Origin of the sequence: Streptomyces sp. NBC_00104 (genome assembly GCF_045160825.1) — a bacterium.
Classification (GTDB): Bacteria; Actinomycetota; Actinomycetes; order Streptomycetales; family Streptomycetaceae; genus Streptomyces.
Genome location: NZ_CP108215.1, coordinates 4,303,898 through 4,319,245 on the forward strand (window position 1 = coordinate 4,303,898; position 15,348 = coordinate 4,319,245).

Sequence of the window (15,348 nt, forward strand, 5' to 3'; positions counted from 1 at the left end):
GCGAGGTCCGGCCGTAGGGCCTGTGGCCGTGGCCGTGGCCGTGGCCGTACGGCGTACCGCTTGGGGCGGCTCCTCGAAGGGGCCGCCCCACTCGGCGTCAGGCATGGCGCGTATGCCACGCATGCCACGCATGTCACGCACCGCGGAACGTCGTGCGGTACGCGCTCGGGGACGTGCCCAGCGCCTCCTGGAAGTGCCGGCGCAGGTTGGCCGCCGTACCGAGGCCCGTGCGCGCGGCGATCTGGTCGACCGGCAGGTCCGACTCCTCCAGCAACTCCCGTGCCCGCTCGACGCGTTGCTGGGCGAGCCAGTTCATCGGGGTCGTCCCGACCTCGTCGCGGAACCGCCGGTTGAAGTTGCGCACGCTCATCGCCTCCCGGGCCGCCAACTGCCCCAGGGTGACGGGCTCGTGCAGGTGCCGCAGCGCCCATTCCCGGGCGGCGGAGGTGGCGGGCGCCGCGAGGGCGGGCACGGGGCGGCGTACGTACTGGACCTGGCCGCCCTCGCGGTGCGGGGGCACGACCGTGCGGCGGGCCACGTCGCCCGCGACGGCCGTGCCGTGGTCGCGGCGGATCATGTGCAGGCACAGGTCGATGCCGGAGGCGCAGCCGGCCGAGGTCAGGACGTCTCCGCCGTCGGTGTAGAGCACGTCGGGATCCAGCTCGACCCGGGGGAACAGCCGGGCGAACAGGTCCGTGTACCGCCAGTGGGTGGTGGCGGTGTGCCCGTCGAGCAGCCCGGCGGAGGCGAGGACGAAGGCGCCGGTGCAGATGGAGGCCATGCGGGTGCCGGGGCGGATCCGGGCGAGGGCGTCCGCGAGCGAAGCGGTGAGGTCAGGGGTGTCCTGGACGTAGTCCTCGTGGGACGACAGGACGATGACGGTGTCCGCCTCGGCCAAGACTTCCGGGCCATAAGGGACGTTGACGGTGAAGTCGCCGTCCGTGCGGGTGACACCGGCCCGCAGCCCGCAGGTGACGACCTCGTACAGCGGCTCCCCCTCCGCCGTCGCCCCCTCTCTGGCCTGGCCGAACAACTGGTGCACGATTCCCAGTTCGATGGGCAGGAGCAACTGGCGGGCGAGTACGGCGACGCGGTGGCGTCCAGGGTGGGCGAAGACAGGCATGGCCATATTCTTGCGCATGCGGTCCGTCTGGCCACTCGTGGGGACGGGACGCGGTCACCAGGCTGGAGACATGGCTGAGTTGACGACCCGAACGAGCCGGACGACCCGGACCACCCGAACGAGCCGTACGAGCCCACGGACCCCGACGACCCCGACAAGCCCGACGACGCACACCGAGCACGAGGACCGCGCCGACGCCCCCGGCCCAGGACCAAGCCCAGCCCCCGGCCCCGGCCCCGGCCCCGGCCCCGGCCCTCGCCCCGATCCTCCCGCCGGCCCCCGTTTCCACCGCGCCTGGGCGGTGGCCGTCGCCGCCGGCGCGGCCATCGTCACCGCCGGGGCCTTCACCACCGTCCCCGGGCTGCTGGTGACCCCGCTGCACGAGAGCTACGCCTGGGACCGGGGCCAGATCGCCCTCGCCGCCTCGGTGAACATGGTGCTGTTCGGCCTCACGGCCCCCTTCGCCGCCGCGTTGATGGACCGTGTCGGCATCCGGCGCGTGGTCGTCGGCGCCCTGCTGCTCGTCACGGCGGGTGCGCTGCTCACCAGCGTGATGGCCCGGCCCTGGCAACTGACCGCGTACTGGGGCGTGTTGATCGGTCTCGGCAGCGGATGCCTCACCATGACGTTCGCGGCGAGCATCACGAGCAGCTGGTTCGAGCGGCGGCGCGGACTGGTCACCGGTGTGCTCAGCTCCTCCAGCCATCTGGGCCAGTTGCTCTTCCTGCCGCTGCTCGCCTGGGGCGTCGACCGGCACGGCTGGCGCCCGCCGGTGGTGACGCTGGCGTTCGTCGCCCTCGCGGTGGCCGCCCTCGTCCTCCTGCTGATGCGCGACCACCCGGCGGACGTGGGCACGAAGCCGTACGGGGCGACGGAGTTCGTGCCGAAGCCGCCGCCGGCGTCCGGGGCGGCGCGGCGCGCCCTGAAGGTGCTGTTCGACGCCGCGCGCACCGGGCCGTTCTGGGTCCTGGCCGGGATGTTCGTCATCTGCGGCGCCTCCACCAACGGGATCATGTGGAGCAACTGGGCGCCGGCCGCCCACGACCACGGCATGCGCGCCACCGCCGCCGCGTCGCTGCTCTCGCTGATCGGCGTGTTCTCCGCGCTGGGCGCGGTCTTCTCCGGCTGGCTCACCGACCGCTTCGACCCGAGCCGTCTGCTGTCCGCGTACTTCGCGGTCCGCGCGCTCACCCTGCTGGCGCTGCCGATGGTGTTCTCGTCCGCGGTCACCCCCACCATGGTCGCCTTCGTCGTGGTCTACGGCCTCGTCGACGTCGCCACCGTCCCGCCCGTGATCGCCCTCAGCGACCGCGTCTACGGCGAGGACGGGCCCATCGTCTTCGGCTGGGTCAACTCCGCGCACCAACTCGGCGCGGGCGCCTCCGCGTTCCTCGGCGCCACGGCCCGCGACCTCTTCGGCGCGTACGACGTCGTCTGGACCACCCTCAGCGCGGTCTGCGTGGTCGCGTCCCTGCTGGCCGTGGCCGTCCGGGGGCCTCGGGGCGGACTGCGGGTGACCGCGCAGTAACCTCGGCCGGGAGACGTCGACGCAGGAGGCAGACAGGCATGGCGAAGGTTCCCACGGCGGCGGTGGCCGCGAGCGGGCTCATCGGCGGGTACGGGGTGGCCCGGTGGACGAAGAAGCGGCCGCTCGGTGGGGCGGTGCTGACCGTCGCCGGGGCCGCGGCGGCTCAGCAGTGGCAGAAGGCGGCCGGGGCCAAGGCGGCGGGGGCGCTGACCGCCGGCTATGTGGCCGCGTTCGCCGGGTCGCATCCACTGGCGAAGAAGGTGGGCGCCTGGCCTGCGGTGTTCGGGGTGGCCGGGGTGGTCGCGCTGGCCTCTTGGGTGGTGGCTGACCGGAAGGGGTAGGGGGCCCGCCGGTCGGCGGGAGCCGGAAGGAGCCGAAGGAAGCCGGAGGGAATCGGAGAGAGCCGGAGGGAATCGGGCGGAGTCGGGGCATGCGGGCAGACGCGGGTCGTGCGGGGTTGCTCGCGCCCACGCGGCGGAGACGCGGCGGAGACGCGGCGCACACGCGGCGGAGACGCACGAGGTCGCAGCCCCGCGCCCCTAAAGGTGGCTCTGCGGCACTCGCTCCCCCCTGAAAGCCCGGCGATACGCGTACGGGCTCGTCCCCACCACCCGCTTGAAGCGGTCCCGGAACGCCGTCGGGGAGCCGAAGCCCGCCTGGGTCGCGATGCGGTCGACCGTGTGGTCGGTGGACTCCAGGAGGTACTGGGCGCGGCGGACCCTCGCCCGATGCAGCCACTGCAAGGGCGTCGTGCCCGTCTGTTCGCGGAAGCGGCGGTTCAACGTGCGGGTGCTGGTGCCGGCGTGGAGGGCGATGTCGTCCAGGGTCAGATCCCGCTCCACGTTCTCCTCCAGCCAGCGCAGCAGGGGCTCCATGGTGGCGCCGGCGGGGGCCGGTGGCCGGTCCTGGACGATGAACTGGGCCTGGCCGCCCTCCCGTTCGAGAGGCATGACGCACATCCGGGCGGTGAACGCGGCGACCGCCGAGCCGTGGTCCTTGCGGATCATGTGCAGGCACATGTCCATGGCCGCGGCGGCGCCCGCCGAGGTCAGGAACTGGCCGTTGTCGACGTAGAGGACGTTCGGGTCGACGGTGACCGCCGGGTGGCGGGCCGCCAGGTCGGGGGCCGCGATCCAGTGCGTGGTGGCGCGCAGGCCGTCCAGCAGGCCCGTCGCCGCGAAGATGAACGCGCCCACACAGATCGAGGCGATCCGCGTCCCGCTCGCCGCCGCCGCGTGCAGCGCCCGCGTCACGCCCGGCGGCAACGGCACGGTCGGGTCGGCCGTCCCCGGCAGGATGATCGTGTCGGCCTCGGCCAGCGCCTCCAGCCCGTACGGCGCCCGCACGCTGAACGGCCCCGCCTTCACCTCTCCGCCCCCCGCCGCCGAGCAGACCCGCACCCGGTACGCCTCCCGCCCGTCCGGCAGCCGCGCCCAGCCGAAGGTGTCGATGGGGGCCGACAGGTCGAAGGGGATCACGTCGTCGAGCGCCAGTACGGCCACGGTGTGCATGGCGAGAGCGTAGGCATGCACCGGGTTTCCGCCAAGCGCTCACCCCTACCCCCCTGTCCCTCCCCCTGCGTCCCCAGCCCGATCGACCGCTGGCGAGAATCCGTTGAGTCATGGCAATCCCGCCACTACTCCGCGCCCTGCCCACCCCATAACGTCCCCTCGTGACCAAGTTCCTCCTCTCCCTCCACGTCCTCGCCGCGATCATCGCCGTCGGACCCATCACCGTCGCGGCCAGCATGTTCCCGCCGAGCGCCCGCCAAGCGCTGGCCGAACCCGAGGACGAGCGGGCGGTGTCGGCCCTGCGGCTGCTGCACCGGATCTGCCGGGTGTACGGCGGTGTGGGCGTCGCCGTGCCCGTACTCGGGTTCGCCACGGCGATGAGCATGGGGGTGCTGAAGGACGCCTGGCTGATCGTGTCGATGCTGTTGACCGCTCTCGCGGCCATGGTCCTGCTGGCGCTCGTGCTGCCGCGGCAGGAGGAGATCCTGGAGGACGTCGCCCGAGGGGACGGGGCCGGGGCCGGGAGCGCCGGCGGGACCGGGACGGCCGTCGGCGCCGGGGCCGCCACCGCCCGACTCGCCATGTTCACCGGCGTGTTCAACCTGCTTTGGGCGACGGTCACGGTCCTGATGATCGTGCGGCCCGGATCGACCACGGGCGCCTGACTTCCCAGCGACGCTCGCGTGGGTGCATGATCCGGCCATGTACGCACAGCAGTCGCCCTCGCAGGCCTACCTCGCCTCCGTGGCCGCCCGTCTCGCCGCCGACGAATGCCGCACCTGGTGGGAGGAGTGGGCCGGAGTGCCCGTGCTCATCGGGCGCCGGGCCGACTTCAAATGGAGCTGGATGGGGACGAAGCTGCACCTGTTCACGGTGGCGGCGGCGGTCCAGGAGATAACCATCCCGACCATCGAGACCTTCACCGACCAGGTGCTGACGTACGCGAAGAAGACGAAGGGCGGTCTGCCGGCCGGGATCCAGAACGGCATCGGCGCGTTCCCCGTCCTGGTCAGCGACCGGGTGGACCCGGCGGCCGTACGGTGGGCCGAGGCCCAGCAGCGCAACAAGTGGGCCTGCATGGCCCGGCCCGTCGTCGTCGACAGCACCCAGCAGTACGTCGGCACGTACCGCGGCACCCCGGTCGTCGGCCTCGCCTACTCCTCGTACTTCGAGGAGAAGGCCCGGCGGTACTTCTACGGCTGAGCGGCGGCCACCGCCGAACCTGGGACCGGCTTGGGACCGGCTCAGGACCGGCTGTGGATCAGCCACTTCTCGTCCACCGGCTCCGCCCGGAACCGCCGCGCCACCGAGCCCGCGATCAGCCCCCACGCGCCCAGCACCAGCGTGAAGAAGGCCCAGGACAGCGGCCAGACGGCGGCGTCCGGGGGCTCGGTGTGGGCGTGGAAGGACACGTACATCAGGGCGGACGGCGGGACGGCGGCCAGGAGCAGCGGCCAGGCCAGGGCGTCCCGGTGGCCGAAGTAGGCCGCGAGGAGCAGCAGGACGAGGGCGAACACGACGACCCCCGTGACGGTCACGGGGGTCGTCTCCGTGAGGGCGCCCTCCAGTTCGGGGCGGTTGCGCAGGTCCCACGGGAGGCAGAGGCGGTACGCGGCCGCGGCGAGCGCGGCGCCGAGCAGGCGGGTCAGCCAGCGTTCCGGCCAGGGGCGCGTGCGCAGGGGGCGGAGCAGCTTCTCGGTCATGCGTACGAGGGTTCCTGGGTGGGCGCCGGCCCGACAGAGTACGGATACTCAGTCCGACCTACTCACCCGCACCCAGGGGGCGGAACGCACCCCGGGGGCAGCGCCCCGAAGGGGCGCGGGGAACTGCGCGACCAGCCACGACGGCGCCGCAGACGACCAACCGCCCATCCCGGCGCCCGCAGCGGAGCATCACGCCTTCGCCGACAGCGGTTCGGCGATGTCCTCCAGGGAGCGCCGCTCCGCGCGTACCGCGAGGAAGGCCGCCACCAGGCCCGCCGCGCACATCAGGCCCGCGCCGATCTGGAAGGCGAGGACGGTGTCGGCGACGACGCCGGACTCCGTCAGCTCGGCGAAGATCAGCGGGCCGCTGATCCCGCCGGCGGCGGTACCGATGGCGTAGAAGAAGGCGATGGCCATGGCCCGGGTCTCCATGGGGAAGACCTCGGAGACCGTGAGATAGGCGCTGGACGCTCCGGCCGAGGCGAAGAACAGCACCACGCACCAGCAGGCCGTCAGGGTCACCTCGTCGAGCGCCCCCCGGTCGAACAGCCATGCCGTGCCGAAGAGCAGGACGCCGGACAGCAGATACGTCGACGAGATCATGATCCGGCGGCCGACCGTGTCGAACAGCTTGCCGAGCAGGAGCGGGCCGAGCAGGTTGCCGGCGGCGATGACGGCGAAGTAGTAGCCGGTGTCGGAGGTCGGGACGTCGTAGAACGTGGTGAGGATCGCGCCGAAGCCGAAGGTGATCGCGTTGTAGAGGAACGCCTGCCCGATGAAGAGGGAGAAGCCGAGGACGGCACGGCGGCGGTACCGGGAGAAGACCGTGCGGGCGATCGTGCCGAAGCCGACGCTCTCGCGCTGATGGATCGTCATCTCCTGGGCGGCGGGCGGCAGCGGACGGCCCGTCTCCTCCTCGACCTGCGCCTCCACGTCCGCCACCAGCCGTTCGGCCTCCTGTTCCCTGCCGTGGATGAGGAGCCATCGGGGGCTCTCGGGGACGTTCCGGCGGACCAGCAGGATGACCAGGCCCAGCACCACACCGAGGGCGAAGGTCAGCCGCCAGCCGACGTTCGCCGGGAAGAGGTCGGTGTTCAGGGCGACGATCGCCAGCAGCGAACCGCCGATCGCGCCGAGCCAGAAGCTGCCGTTGATGACGATGTCGACCCGGCCCCGGTACTTGGACGGGATCAGCTCGTCGATCGCGGAGTTGATGGCCGCGTACTCGCCGCCGATGCCGAAGCCGGTGAGGAAGCGGAAGAGGAAGAACCACCAGGTGGAGAAGGAGACGGCCGTCAGCGCGGTCGCCGCCAGATAGACCACCAGCGTCACCATGAACAGCTTCTTGCGGCCGAACCGGTCGGTCATCCGGCCGAAGAAGAGGGCGCCCGCGCAGGCGCCCGCCACGTACAGGGCGGCCGCTATGCCCGTGACCTGCCCGGATGTGATGGGCAGTCCGCTGCCCTCCTCGGACAGTCGGCCCGCGATGTTGCCCACGACGGTCACTTCCAGACCGTCGAGGATCCACACGGTGCCGAGTCCGATCACGATCGTCCAGTGCCAGCGCGACCAGGGAAGACGGTCCAGTCGCGCCGGTACGGCGGTGGTGATCACACCCGGTGACTTCGGGGCTGTGACGGTCATGGGCTGGGGCTCCCTCCACTCCGAGCGAACCCGGCCCGAGTGCCCGCACGAGCAGGGATCACGCCCACCGCCCACCGCTCACCCGGCCACCCGGCCACCCGGCCACCCGCCCGTCGTACGCCCCAACTGCCGGAGTGGCGGCGGACGTCCTACGCCCCCAACGCCCGCGAGACCGTGTAGATCAGCAGGCCCGCCAGGGAACCCACCACCGTGCCGTTGATCCGGATGAACTGCAGGTCGCGGCCGATGTTGGCCTCGATCTTCTTCGTGGTGTGCTCGGCGTCCCAGCTCGCGACGGTCTCGGTGATGAGGGAGGTGATCTCCGCGCGGTAGGTCGTCACCACGTGCACGGCCGCGCCCTCGACCCACTTGTCCACCTTGGCCTGCGCGCTCGGCTCGGTGGCCATCCGGCTCCCCAGCGACAGCAGGGACGCGCGGACCCGCAGCCGCAGTTCGCTGCGCTCGTCCTCGGCGGCGGACACGATCATCGACCGTACGGCCGTCCAGGCGGAGGCGATGAGGTCCTGGACCTCGCCCCGGCCGAGCACCTCGTTCTTCAGCCGCTCCACCCGCGCCCGGGTGTCCGTGTCGGACTGGAGGTCGGTGGCGAAGTCGGTGAGGAAGCGGTCGAGGGCACCGCGCGCCGGGTGGGTGGGCGAGTCGCGCATCTCGGTGGCGAAGCGCAGCAGTTCCTTGTAGACCCGCTCGCCGACCTTCCGGTCCACGAACCGGGGGGTCCAGCCGGGGGCGCCGCCCTCGACGGCGTCCATCACCTGCGCGTCGTGCAGGACCAGCCAGTCGTGGGCGCGGGTGCAGATCAGGTCGACGATCCGCCGGTGGCCGCCGTCGTTGACGACCTTCTCCAGCATCTTGCCGATGCCGGGCGCGATCTCCTGGGCGCCCGCCCGCCGGGTGATCGCCTCCCCGACCACGGCCTGCACGTCCGAGTCGCGAAGGACCGTCAGCGCGCCCCGGAGCGCGGTCGCCAGCTCGGCCGTCACCCGGTCGGCGTGCTGCGGCTCGGCGAGCCACGCGCCGAGCCGGCTGCCGATGCCGACGGCCCGCAGCCGCTGCCGTACGACGTCCTGCGAGAGGAAGTTCTCGCCGACGAACTCACCGAGCGAGACGCCCAGTTGATCCTTCTTGGTGGGGATGATCGCGGTGTGCGGGATGGGCAGCCCGAGCGGATGCCGGAACAGCGCGGTCACGGCGAACCAGTCCGCCAACGCGCCCACCATGCCCGCCTCGGCGGCCGCCGCGACATAGCCGGCCCAGGCGCCCGCGCCCTCGTGCGAGGCCCACTTGGCCAGCACGTACACCACCGCGACGAAGAGCAGCAGCCCGGCCGCGATGAGCTTCATCTGCCGCACGCCCCGCTGCTTCTCCTCGTCGGCGGCGCTGAAGGCGGTCATGGTGCGGTGCGACACCCGCGGCTCGGCGCTCACTGCCGCGTCCTCCGCTTTCGTACGGTCCATTCACTCCACCCGTTCCTGTCCCCCGCACCCATTGTCCGGTTCTTCCGCTCTTCGGCTCTTCGAACTCGTCCGCTCTTCGACTTTTCGGCTCTTCGAACTCGTCGGTTCGTCAGCTCTTCGGCTCCTCGAACCCGTCGGATCGTCAGCTCCTCGAACTGTTGGTGACGTACTCCATAGATCTACTGAGACCTACTCCTGGAACGGAACAGGAGTTCCCCGCGTCTGTCCGGGCGGGGGAACCGATGGGGGTTCTCGCAAGCAGCCCCCATCCCATGCCGCATCATGGGGTGATCACATCGGAGCCTCGGGGCTCCACAGCCCGAGGAGTAACACACCGCATGACCAGGCATCACGGTTATGCACTTCTGGCGGCCATGTCCGCCCTGATCGTGGCGATCTCGGCCGCGATATACGTCGGCGTCGGCATCGACGACAGCACCCACCGGCAGGAGACCTTCGCCCGCGCGCCCCACAACAGCGCCGCCCCCGCCTCCACCGGCGTCTGGGTCGGCGCCTGGGCCGCCTCGCCGAACGGGTCGGAGCCGGGCACCGAGAGAGACGGCCTCGCCGGCCGCTCGGTGCGCAACGTGGTGCACACGACCGCCGCCGGTACGAGTGCCCGCGTCACCCTGTCCAATCTCTACGGCCAGCAGCCGCTGACCATCACCCACGCCTCGCTCGCGGTCGCCGCCGCGCAGGACACCCCGGCCGCGGCGGCCGACACCATGCGCCGCCTCACGTTCGCCGGCAACCCGACGGTCGTCATCGCGGCGGGTCAGCAGGTGGTGAGCGACGCCGTGCGGGTGGCGATCCCGCACGACAGCGACGTGCTGATCACCACCTACTCCCCGATTCCCTCCGGCCCCGCGACCTACCACACGCACGCCCGGCAGATCTCGTACACCGCCGAGGGCGACCGGACGGCGGACGTCACCGGGGAGCCGTACACCACGCAGTCCCTGCACTGGCGGTACGTCACCGCCCTGGACGTGCTGAGCAACGAGTCCAACGGCACGGTCGTGGTCCTCGGCGACTCGCTCACCGACGGCATCACCTCCACCGTCGGCGAGAACCGGCGCTGGACGGACGTCCTCTCCGACCGCCTCCGCGCCGCCGCCGGCTCCTCCGACACGCCCCGCTACAGCGTCGTCAACGAGGGCATCAGCGGCAACCGCGTCCTGACCAACGGCAACGGCCGCCCCGCCGAGAACCCCAGCGGCCTCTCCCGCTTCCAGCGCGACGTCCTCGGCCGAACGGGTGTCAGGGCCGTCGTCGTCGACCTCGGCGTCAACGACATCATCAAGAACCCGGGCCGGACCGACCCCGCCGCCGTCACCGCCGGCCTGCGCCGGCTCGTCGAGCGGGCGCACGCCCGAGGACTGCGCGTCGTCGGCGCCACCCTCATGCCCTTCCACGGCCACCGTGGCTACTCCGACCAGCGCGAGTCCGTCCGCCAGGCCATCAACGCCGAGATCCGCTCCGGCAACGTCTTCGACACCTACGTCGACTTCGACAAGGCCCTACGCGACCCCTACGCCCCCCGCCGCCTCCGCCCCGACTACGACTCGGGCGACCACCTCCACCCCAGCGACAAGGGCTACGCCCGCATGGCCGAGGTCTTCGACCTGGAGAAACTGAAGGGCGCCGCTCCGGCGGAGCTGTAGATCTTCCAGGGGCGCGGGGAACTGCGCATCTTTAGGGGCGCGGGGAGCTGCGCATCTTCAGGGGCGCGGGGAACTGCGCATCTTTTAGGGGCGCGGGGAACTGCGCGTCTTTTAGGGGCGCGGGGAACTGCGCGAGCAACCACGACGCACCCGCGGTCGGCAACGCACCCGCAGTCGCCATACGGCCTACCGCTCCCCGCCCCTACGCCGCTCCCGCTCCCGCCGCATCTCGTGCACATGGTCAAGATGGGAGGCGTGCAGCTCGCGCCGCGCCTCCCGCCGCTCCAACCGCTCCTGCCGCCGAGCCTCCTTCAGCCGCTGCCGCTCGGCCTTCGGCACCTTCCGCTCGACCCCGACCCCGCCCCAGAACGCGAACCCGGTGATGACCACGCGCGGCGCGCCGGGGTCGCCCGGTACGCCCTCCTCGCTGTGGTCGAAGCCGCCCATGATCCCGATGCCCCGGACGACGACCTCGACGCCGGGCGGCACGATCACGTTGATCCCGCCCATGACCGCCACGCAGTTGATCGTGACCTCGCGCTCCGCGAAGTACGCCTCCCGCAGATCCAGTTCCCCGCCGCCCCAGAACGCGAAGCAGTCGAACCGCCGGGGCACGGTCCAGCGCCCCTTGCGCTCGAACCCGGACATGACCGCCACGCCCCACGTGGACGTGCCGTCGCCGCCGACGATCCGCTCCGGCCAACTCGCGTCCTCCGCAGGCCCCTTGACCAGCGACACGGACGGCGGCGGCACGACGGCCGGCGGCGCCACGGTCCCCGCACCCGGCAGATCCCGGGTGATCGGCGCCAGCTCGCCGTACGTCCGCGCCTTGTACGTCGCGTCCAGCCGCTCCTCGAACTCCTCCATGTCGAGCCGCCCCTCGGCCAGGGCGTCCCGCAGTTGCTCGGAGACGCGTTCACGATCGGCGTCGGAGGCACGAAGGTCCGCGGCGGCCGGAAGATCCGGCTGGTCGTCCGTCATACGAATCAGCCTACGAGGAACCCCCGCGCGGGGCTACGAGACGGCCGGCCCCGGCTCCCCCACCCGCTCCGCCTGCTGCGCGTACATCCGGGCGATCACGGCCTCGATGTCCGGCTCCCGCACCGACAGGTCCACCAGCGGATACTCCGAGGCGATCCGCGCCACCAGCGGGGCCGCCGACTCCGACGCGGGGAACGCGAGCCACTGCCGGGGCCCCTCCACCCGTACGACCCGGGCGGGCGCGGCCTCGATCGGCGGCAGCTCGCGCTCCAGGTCGACGACGAGCGTGCGCTCGCTCTCGCCCACCTCGTGCAGCCCGGTCAGCGGACCGTCGTACATCAGGCGCCCGTGATCGATGACCATCACCCGGCGGCACAGCTGCTCGATGTCCTGGAGGTCGTGCGTGGTGAGGAGCACGGTGGTGCCCTGCTCGGTGTTGAGCTCCCTGAGGAACTCGCGGACCTTGGCCTTGCTGATGACGTCGAGCCCGATCGTCGGCTCGTCCAGGTACAGCACCTCGGGGTCGTGCAGCAGAGCCGCCGCGATGTCCCCGCGCATGCGCTGACCGAGCGACAGCTGCCGTACGGGCACGTCCAGCAGGTCACCCAGTTCGAGGAGTTCGACGCAACGGTCGAGGTTCTCGCGGTAACGGGCGTCGGGGATGCGGTACATACGGTGCATCAGCCGGTAGGAGTCGATGAGGGGGAGGTCCCACCACAAGGTCGTACGCTGCCCGAACACCACCCCGATACGCCGGGCGAGCCGCGTCCGCTCACGCGACGGGTCGATGCCGGCCACCCGCAGACGGCCCCCGCTCGGGGTCAGAATGCCCGTCAGCATCTTGATGGTGGTCGACTTCCCGGCGCCGTTCGGGCCGATGTAGCCGACCATCTCGCCGCGCGCCACGGTGAAGGAGATCGAGTCGACCGCCCGGACCTCGCGCCGCTCCCGGCGCAGGAACCCCGTCTTCTTGCGGACGTCGAAGACCTTCTCCAGCCGGTCGAGTTCGATGAACCGGTCCCCGACCGCGTCCGCTCCCAGTGCCTCGCTCATATGTCCCTCGGCTCCCTAACTCCCCGTACTCCGATACGAACGCAGCCCCGCCCGCCACGCGACCCCCGCCAGCGCACAGCAGGCCACGCCGACCAGCGGTGGGGCGAAGGCCAGCCAGGTCGGCAGGTCGAGCGGGTAGGGGCGGCCCAGGACGTACATTCCGGGCACCCAGTTGACGAAGGCGAGCGGCAGGACGAAGGTCACCCCGCGCACCAGGTCCTTGGCGAAGAGCGCCGGCGGGTACTGCAGAAGGGTGGCGCCGCCATAGGTGAAGGCGTTCTGCACCTCGGAGGCGTCCTGCGCGACGAACTGGAAGGCCGCGCCCCCGACGAACACCGCCGCGAAGATCATTCCGCCGCTGCCCACCATCAGCGGGATCATCAGCACCTTGGCCGGTGTCCAGGCGATGTCGAGCGTGGTCAGGGCATACCCGAGGACGAACAGCCCCTGGGTGATCCGGCCGAGGCGGCGCAGCGCGAACTTGTCGGCGGCGACCTGGGCGAGCACCGGCACCGGGCGGACGAGAAGGGTGTCCAGGGTGCCGTCGCGGACCCGGCGGCCGAGCCGGTCCATGGAGCCGATCATCAGATCGGCGAGGCCGAACGCGATCCCGGAAGTGCCGTACAGGAGAGCGATCTCGGGCAGGGTGAAGCCGCCCAACTCGTCGACCTGGGAGAACATCAGCAGGATCGCGACGAAGTCGAAGGAGGTCGCCGCGAAGTTCCCGAAGGTCGTCATGGCGAAGGAGGCGCGGTAGGCCATCGTGGAGCGGATCCACATGGCGGCGATCATGCGATAAGCGCGCAGACCGTCCCGTACGCGGCCGGCCACGCCGTACTCGCCGAACGGATTTTCCCCGGCCGTCTCCCTGACCCGCGCGCCCCCGCGCCCGTCCGCGTGCTCCGCCGCGAGTTCATCGAGGTCAGCCACCCTGGACCACCACCTTCCGCGTCGCCGCCGACTGGATCAGCCGCCCGACCGCCAGCAGCACCGCCGCCCAGGCGAGCTGGAAGGCGTACGTCCCCCAGGGGTCGGCCTCGCCCAACAGGACGTCCGCCGGGGCCTGGAGCAGCGCGGACCAGGGCAGGAGGCGGGCGAGGTCGCCGAGCGCGCCGGGGAAGACGTTCAGCGGCAGGAGCATCCCGGAGAAGAAGACTCCGGTGAGCCAGGTGATCTGCATCGCTCCGGCGCCGTCGAGGAGCCAGAACGCCCACAGGGCGACGATGTACCGGATCGCGAAGCTGACGAGGGCCCCGAGAGCGACCGCGACGAGACAGGCGAGCCAGGGCAGTGGGCCGGAGGGCAGCGCCAGGTCGAAGAAGAACGCCCCGCACACCATGGGGACGACACCTCGTCCGAGCAGCTGGAACAGGGCGCGGCCCATGTCCGCGGCGAGCCACCACAGCTGGAGGTCGACGGGCCGGTACAGGTCGACCGCGATGTCCCCGGTCCGGATCCGCTCGATCAACTCCTCCTCGAACCCCGCGCTTCCCAGCACCATCACCGCGAACATCGCCTGCCCGACCCATACATAGGTGAGGGCCTGCGCCTGGTCGTAGCCGCCGAGGTGGGGCTTCTCGTGCCAGAGGGCCAGGTAGGTGTATGCAAGGATGAAGCCGAAGACGGTGTTGGTGAACACCCCCGCGGCGGTGGCCACCCGATATGTCGCGTACCGCCTGAAACCACCGGCGGCGACGGCGGCGTACAACCGCCCTGTGCCCACGAGGAAACCCCCATCCGCTGCGAAGAGTTAGGCGAAAGGCCGAGGCCTGGACCGATTCGGGCCGAAGCGAAGAAGCCTAGTCCGCGGCCGGAGTGGCCTGCCACGCGTTTTCGGGGGCGGACGGTGGTGCTCATGGGGTGTGCGGGGCACGTGCCGCGATCCGGGAACGGATCGAGCGGTACGAGAGTCTTTACTCGGGGGTGCAGAACCGGCCCGGAGCGGGCGCAAAGCGTACGAGTCCGTACGGAAATGAACGTACGACGCGAAAACAGGAGCACGGCAGCACGATGAGCGACGAGCCGCAGCCGAAGCGGAACGGCCCGGGCTGGGCACCGAGAGACCCGGGGCCACGCACTCCGGGCACGCCTCCGGGGTCCGGCGACCACGCCGCCATGGGGAACACCGACGGTACGCCCGGCACGACACCGGGCGGGAAGCCGGGCGGGACGCCCGAAGCGGCACGTGGCGGGACGCCCGACGCCGCACGTGGACGAAGGCCTGACGCGGCGTCCGCCGGGGGGCCCGACGCGGCCGCCGGGGGGCCTGACTCGGCGTCCCCCCGGAGGCCTGACGGGGCGTCCGCGGGGAAGCCCGGCACGACGCCCGACGGGAGGCCGCACGGCAAGCCCGGCACGGCTCCCGGCAGGCAGACCGGTGCCGTGCAGGGCAGGCAGACCGGCGGGCAGACCGACGCGGCTCCCGGCGGGAAGTCCGGTGGGCAGACCGGTGCCGTGCCCGGCAGGCAGACCGGCGGGCAGACCGACGCGGTGCCCGGCAGGCAGACCGGCTCGACTCCTCCCGGCTCGGCGCCCGGCGGAAAGCCCGGTGCGGGATCCACCCGGACGCCGGAGGCCAAGCCGACACCGGCCTCCGACCGCAAGCCCAGCGGGGCCCGTGACGGTCAGCCCGCCGAGGCCCGTGACGGTCAGCCCACCGGGGCTCG

General features: G+C 71.8%; 14 protein-coding genes. 5 read left to right on the plus strand and 9 right to left on the minus strand.

Annotation, left to right across the window (positions count from 1 at the left end; translation table 11 throughout):
- Positions 1–133 precede the first annotated feature (133 nt).
- Entirely contained in the window at positions 134–1,123 is a 990-nt protein-coding gene (locus OG272_RS18835) for a GlxA family transcriptional regulator (protein ID WP_405894143.1), read from the minus strand.
- 70 nt (positions 1,124–1,193) lie between these two features.
- Between OG272_RS18835 and OG272_RS18840 the strand changes: the two genes are divergently transcribed.
- Positions 1,194–2,651 carry an MFS transporter gene (locus tag OG272_RS18840; protein ID WP_405894144.1) on the plus strand — a complete coding sequence of 486 codons (1,458 nt, stop codon included), beginning with the start codon at positions 1,194–1,196 and terminating at the stop codon, positions 2,649–2,651.
- Between the two features lie 38 nt (positions 2,652–2,689).
- On the plus strand, positions 2,690–2,992 hold the full coding sequence (locus tag OG272_RS18845; RefSeq protein WP_405894145.1) for a hypothetical protein: 303 nt from the start codon (positions 2,690–2,692) through the stop codon (positions 2,990–2,992).
- A 198-nt stretch (positions 2,993–3,190) separates the two neighbouring features.
- Here OG272_RS18845 and OG272_RS18850 read toward each other — a convergent pair whose 3' ends face one another.
- On the minus strand, positions 3,191–4,162 hold the full coding sequence (locus OG272_RS18850) for a helix-turn-helix domain-containing protein (RefSeq protein WP_328223188.1): 972 nt from the start codon (positions 4,160–4,162) through the stop codon (positions 3,191–3,193).
- 161 nt (positions 4,163–4,323) lie between these two features.
- Here OG272_RS18850 and OG272_RS18855 point away from each other — a divergent pair, with 161 nt between their 5' ends.
- Together OG272_RS18855 and OG272_RS18860 are read left to right on the plus strand one after the other, a co-directional pair.
- A complete protein-coding gene (locus tag OG272_RS18855; protein WP_328223189.1) occupies positions 4,324–4,827 on the plus strand; it encodes a protease in 504 nt (167 codons plus the stop codon).
- 37 nt (positions 4,828–4,864) lie between these two features.
- Entirely contained in the window at positions 4,865–5,365 is a 501-nt protein-coding gene (locus OG272_RS18860) for a levansucrase (protein ID WP_328223190.1), read from the plus strand.
- A 41-nt stretch (positions 5,366–5,406) separates the two neighbouring features.
- On the opposite strand, the gene OG272_RS18865 is transcribed toward OG272_RS18860, so the two are convergent.
- The 3 genes from OG272_RS18865 to OG272_RS18875 form a co-directional block, all read right to left on the minus strand.
- The gene (locus OG272_RS18865; protein WP_405894147.1) at positions 5,407–5,865 is read right to left on the minus strand and encodes a hypothetical protein; all 459 of its coding nucleotides are present in this window, start codon (positions 5,863–5,865) and stop codon (positions 5,407–5,409) included.
- 189 nt (positions 5,866–6,054) lie between these two features.
- Positions 6,055–7,509: an MFS transporter gene (locus tag OG272_RS18870; RefSeq protein ID WP_327729500.1), complete on the minus strand. Its 1,455-nt coding sequence runs from the start codon at positions 7,507–7,509 to the stop codon at positions 6,055–6,057.
- Between the two features lie 149 nt (positions 7,510–7,658).
- Positions 7,659–8,984, minus strand: coding sequence for a DUF445 domain-containing protein (locus tag OG272_RS18875; protein WP_405894149.1), 1,326 nt, complete (start codon positions 8,982–8,984; stop codon positions 7,659–7,661).
- Between the two features lie 338 nt (positions 8,985–9,322).
- Between OG272_RS18875 and OG272_RS18880 the strand changes: the two genes are divergently transcribed.
- Positions 9,323–10,648 carry an SGNH/GDSL hydrolase family protein gene (locus OG272_RS18880; protein ID WP_327729498.1) on the plus strand — a complete coding sequence of 442 codons (1,326 nt, stop codon included), beginning with the start codon at positions 9,323–9,325 and terminating at the stop codon, positions 10,646–10,648.
- A 186-nt stretch (positions 10,649–10,834) separates the two neighbouring features.
- Here OG272_RS18880 and OG272_RS18885 read toward each other — a convergent pair whose 3' ends face one another.
- From OG272_RS18885 to OG272_RS18900, 4 genes are read right to left on the minus strand one after another with little or no spacing between them, the layout of a single operon-like run.
- Entirely contained in the window at positions 10,835–11,629 is a 795-nt protein-coding gene (locus OG272_RS18885) for a DUF1707 domain-containing protein (RefSeq protein WP_327729497.1), read from the minus strand.
- Positions 11,630–11,662: 33 nt separating this feature from the next.
- Positions 11,663–12,682 (minus strand): ATP-binding cassette domain-containing protein, encoded by a 1,020-nt coding sequence (locus tag OG272_RS18890; RefSeq protein WP_326582482.1) that lies wholly within the window; start codon positions 12,680–12,682, stop codon positions 11,663–11,665.
- 15 nt (positions 12,683–12,697) lie between these two features.
- Positions 12,698–13,612, minus strand: coding sequence for an ABC transporter permease (locus OG272_RS18895; RefSeq protein ID WP_405894152.1), 915 nt, complete (start codon positions 13,610–13,612; stop codon positions 12,698–12,700).
- A complete protein-coding gene (locus OG272_RS18900) occupies positions 13,605–14,405 on the minus strand; it encodes an ABC-2 family transporter protein (protein ID WP_326582481.1) in 801 nt (266 codons plus the stop codon). Before OG272_RS18900 ends, OG272_RS18895 begins: the two co-directional genes overlap by 8 nt.
- Positions 14,406–15,348: the final 943 nt, after the last annotated feature.

Excerpts from the sequence above, each read along its gene's own strand:
- OG272_RS18890 (WP_326582482.1), bottom strand. The coding sequence starts at position 12,682 with ATGAGCGAGGCACTGGGAGCGGACGCGGTCGGGGACCGGTTCATCGAA.
- OG272_RS18840 (WP_405894144.1), top strand. The coding sequence starts at position 1,194 with ATGGCTGAGTTGACGACCCGAACGAGCCGGACGACCCGGACCACCCGA.
- OG272_RS18860 (WP_328223190.1), top strand. The coding sequence starts at position 4,865 with ATGTACGCACAGCAGTCGCCCTCGCAGGCCTACCTCGCCTCCGTGGCC.
- OG272_RS18845 (WP_405894145.1), top strand. The coding sequence starts at position 2,690 with ATGGCGAAGGTTCCCACGGCGGCGGTGGCCGCGAGCGGGCTCATCGGC.
- OG272_RS18835 (WP_405894143.1), bottom strand. The coding sequence starts at position 1,123 with ATGCCTGTCTTCGCCCACCCTGGACGCCACCGCGTCGCCGTACTCGCC.
- OG272_RS18870 (WP_327729500.1), bottom strand. The coding sequence starts at position 7,509 with ATGACCGTCACAGCCCCGAAGTCACCGGGTGTGATCACCACCGCCGTA.
- OG272_RS18850 (WP_328223188.1), bottom strand. The coding sequence starts at position 4,162 with ATGCACACCGTGGCCGTACTGGCGCTCGACGACGTGATCCCCTTCGAC.
- OG272_RS18885 (WP_327729497.1), bottom strand. The coding sequence starts at position 11,629 with ATGACGGACGACCAGCCGGATCTTCCGGCCGCCGCGGACCTTCGTGCC.
- OG272_RS18865 (WP_405894147.1), bottom strand. The coding sequence starts at position 5,865 with ATGACCGAGAAGCTGCTCCGCCCCCTGCGCACGCGCCCCTGGCCGGAA.
- OG272_RS18880 (WP_327729498.1), top strand. The coding sequence starts at position 9,323 with ATGACCAGGCATCACGGTTATGCACTTCTGGCGGCCATGTCCGCCCTG.
- OG272_RS18875 (WP_405894149.1), bottom strand. The coding sequence starts at position 8,984 with ATGGACCGTACGAAAGCGGAGGACGCGGCAGTGAGCGCCGAGCCGCGG.